Annotated in this window: 3 protein-coding genes; 1 reads left to right on the forward strand and 2 read right to left on the reverse strand. The window is 47.9% G+C overall.

Features of this window, described 5'->3' with window-relative positions:
* The coding region (locus MHN01_RS22800) for a BRCT domain-containing protein (protein WP_239413634.1) at window positions 1-1,941 on the reverse strand (1,941 nt) is incomplete at its 3' end.
* A gap of 24 nt (window positions 1,942-1,965) precedes the next feature.
* Here MHN01_RS22800 and MHN01_RS22805 point away from each other — a divergent pair.
* Window positions 1,966-2,172, forward strand: coding sequence for a hypothetical protein (locus MHN01_RS22805; RefSeq protein WP_239413635.1), 207 nt, complete (start codon window positions 1,966-1,968; stop codon window positions 2,170-2,172).
* A 133-nt stretch (window positions 2,173-2,305) separates the two neighbouring features.
* Here the strand turns inward: MHN01_RS22805 and MHN01_RS22810 are convergent, their stop codons facing one another.
* Complete coding sequence (locus MHN01_RS22810) at window positions 2,306-2,854, reverse strand: hypothetical protein (RefSeq protein ID WP_239413636.1); 549 nt, start codon at window positions 2,852-2,854, stop codon at window positions 2,306-2,308.
* Window positions 2,855-2,974: the final 120 nt, after the last annotated feature.

Below are 2,974 nucleotides of genomic sequence, written 5' to 3' on the forward strand. Positions count from 1 at the left end.
CTTCGGCAGGCGGGTTTTAGGCTCTCCCAACATATTCCGATGCTGCATATAAATATCCGGATAACGATGGCTATCAGTCATCCGTTTTTCGCTTGCGCCTTCTAGCTGACCATTGAATCCACAACCTTTATTCCAGTTCAAGCACTCCCCCTCGATCAATTCGCTAATGATAGCAAGACGCTGAGGTGAGTCTTCTTTCTGGGTCAGAACCAATAACAGGCCCTCACCATAACGGTCAAAGTAGTGCTTGGCAAAATCAAAGCAAAGCTCTGGCCCCCACTTTTTAAGCTGACCTTTAAGCTTTTTGAACATCGGCCCTTCGCCCATATCCCAGCCTTCACCGTTATCACCACGCACCGCGTTAAACAAAATGCGATCATTGACTGCCAACTGGAATAATTCACTGCCATGCCCCGCAAGCAGCGCCTTTATCTGAGCACGAAGACCGTTGTCTGAAGTCATCTTGAGGATCAAAAACAGCGGCATCAGCATGGCGCTGGTAACACCGCCCTGAACCAGCATCTCAATCGCAACCCGGTGTGATGCCTCATCCGGTGAGTTCAGCATTTCCAGCACGCTGTCAATCATGCCGCTATCCACAGCACTTTCCTGTTGCAGAAACTGTGGCGCTTCTTGCTGGAAAAACTGCTGCAAGGCGGTATCGTCAACCAATAAGTGCTGCTCAGGCTCAATAGCCGCTGTACCTTTCGGATTATTGCCAACCAGGATATGAGTAACCTTATCATCCAGTTTTTTACTGATGCTAAAGCCAAGCTCAGCCGATTTAGCTTTAATTTCCGCAGACTTAAAACTACTGCGGCCGCAAATGAATATACAACTGTTGCTGTCCAACGGCCGTTTGGCCACCGTTAACTCGGCGACCAGCCGCAACCATGCCAGCGCCTGTTTTTTATACGGTGTATAGCGCGCTTCCATGAAGGTCAGGTAGAAACGCCCATCCATTGTCGGCAGTTCACGCGGGAATTTCAGCGGGAACAACTGTCGCCAATAGTTGCGTTTTTGTTCTGCCGTCAGATCCGCATTAATTAATATCGCCAGCTGTTTTTGTAGCATCTCACTGCGACGCCCGTTGTCATACAGGCTAATCTCAACACTGCTCCCTGGTGGAAGAGCAGCCAGAGCTTCAAGGCTATAGCCTTCTCTCTCATCAGGGTTAATCGCCAGCTCGAGAGACTTGAACGCAGGCAGAGTAAGCAACCCGCTCAGCTCCGGCGGGTTGGCCGGGTTTAGGTTCATAGAGACATCGTCGATGACTACCTTCTCAAGCGAGCTCATCGCAGAAAGATCACCAAGCGCCTGCAATCGACACGTCTGAATAGTGAGCTGCTCTATCTGACTCAATGTCCGAATTGCAGAGTGCAGTTCAGTCCCATCGCAATGATATAAAGCCAACGCTTTAAGATTCGGCAGTTGTGGAAATACCGTGGTATCCATCAAACCTTGAATAGAACCCAATGACAAACGCTGGAGATCGGAGCAATCGTTGAGAAAACCCAAGTCATCAATGGAAGCACCGAATAAATCGATCTGTTCAAGGGCAGGCTGCTTTACCTGTGCGAAGCCGCTCATTGCCCCTTCGGCATTACTTAGTGCCAACTCTTTAACTGTTAGCTCGTCATGTAACAGGCAGCCGATGTTACATGGACTGTTGTTCATGCGAAGAGACAAACGATCAACGCGCTTCAGTTGGGAAAACAGACCATCTGGTAAGGATGGCGTCGGCTTTTTGAGCATGATAGTTAGCTCATCGGTAGAAAGCAGATTCCCGAACATCTTTTCCGGCAACATAGCTGTCGTAATGTTCATCTCCAGCTTGCTCATATGTGGAGTATCACCCAGCACGTTATCGGGCAAGCCATCAACGCAAGGCAATGACAGTCGCAGCTCATCCAAACTGTCGGGTAAACTTAGCCGCTTCACTGTCAGCTGAGTATCTTTGTCGAAATGATAGCTTTCATCATTGAGATCAAGCTTACACAGGGAGTTGACGGCCTTGAGATCGATATCCAGGCTTTTCTCAAAATGGATGTATTACCGAACGATTTGCGCCTGGGCTTAATGCAGGATTTGATGAACTCAAGCAATACCAGCCTGAAAGGCGTCCTGGCAGACGCCGAACTGGCTAAGCTATTCCTTAGCCAGGCCGCTTAGAGCCAACATAAAAAATACCCTCAAGCAAAATGCTTGAGGGTAGTTTACCAAGCTCAGGATTTATTCAACGAATCATGAACCTAACTGTTTGGTGTTGACTGATCGACATTAGCTTAATTCATTTCTTCAATGATTAATTTTGGGCAACAAGCTCACCTTTCTCCTGCTGGCTTGGCGCAATCAACTTATATGACATAATGCCGATAACCATGGCTTTGATAACCATCATTTGCGGGTTGCCGTAGTAGGCAGCCATCCCGATGAAACCTGACACCAGCATCAGTGCCCGGTACTTACGTAGCGTTGTCATATAAAGGGCTGCAACAATCAGTCCCAAGTCCATAAATTGCAAGGCAACAGGCAGTGTCGGCTCGGCAATAAACGCCGTAACAGCAACATACACGATGTACATGATTGCTGCTGCCATCACCGCGGCCAGTAAGTTAACCACCACTTTTGCAGCCTTGGTAAAATCATTGACGTAACGGTAAGTGTTAATGGCCGCTACAGACAGGTTGAGGATCAGTTTTGGCCACCAGCCCATCAGAATAGACCAGATGATATCGTTCGCAGCGGAACCAAACGCGGCGAAGCGGGTGAACTTCATACTGTTAAACACAGTGATGGAAATATAGAACGCAACTGACGTCCAACCTAATACTTCTGTAACTAGCTCTAGCAAAACCTAATCTCTTCTAATGTTATGCGGGTTAACCACACTCGGAGCAACATGAAGCTCTTAATGAGCTTATCTTTCCAGTGCAATTTGTCATCATGGTCGAATCATGCGGTGGATAATAAC

The sequence above is a fragment of the Photobacterium sp. OFAV2-7 genome (assembly GCF_022347985.1).
GTDB lineage: Bacteria > Pseudomonadota > Gammaproteobacteria > Enterobacterales > Vibrionaceae > Photobacterium.

Coding starts and splice junctions, on each gene's coding strand:
- MHN01_RS22805 (WP_239413635.1), top strand. CDS start 1,966: ATGATAGCTTTCATCATTGAGATCAAGCTTACACAGGGAGTTGACGGC.